This window comes from Achromobacter sp. GbtcB20, from assembly GCF_019091095.1.
GTDB classification, from domain to species: Bacteria; Pseudomonadota; Gammaproteobacteria; order Burkholderiales; family Burkholderiaceae_B; genus Achromobacter; species Achromobacter mucicolens.
Map to the genome: position 1 here is coordinate 1 of NZ_JAGXJZ010000305.1, position 370 is coordinate 370.

At 65.1% G+C, this 370-nt stretch carries 1 pseudogene; it reads left to right on the forward strand.

What is annotated here, in order from left to right:
• Nucleotides 1-275 (forward strand): annotated as a pseudogene (locus KVT32_RS29100) (ABC transporter ATP-binding protein); the annotation flags it as partial.
• Between the last annotated feature and the right edge of the window lie 95 nt (nt 276-370).

Consider the following 370-nt stretch of genomic DNA (forward strand, 5'->3'; position numbering starts at 1 on the left):
CGGAACTGATGCTGCTCGACGAGCCGACCCAGGGCATGGGCCACGAGGACGTGCACCGCGTGACGGCCCTGATCAAGAAGGTGTCCCAGGGCCGTACCGTCCTGATGGTCGAGCACAACATGAACGTCGTCTCCGGCATCTGCGACCGCATCTCGGTGCTTCTGCGCTGCGCCTTGTTGGCCGTAGGGACCTACGCCGTGGTATCGTAGAATCCGCAGGTGATGCAGGCCTACATGGGCAGCGCCGACGGCGAACTGGAAGGAGCCCACGCATGAGCCCAGGCGCTACCCCCGCCGCACTCGAGATCCGCAACCTGCAGGCCTGGTACGGCGAATCGCACATCCTGCACGACATCGGCTTCACGGTGGCC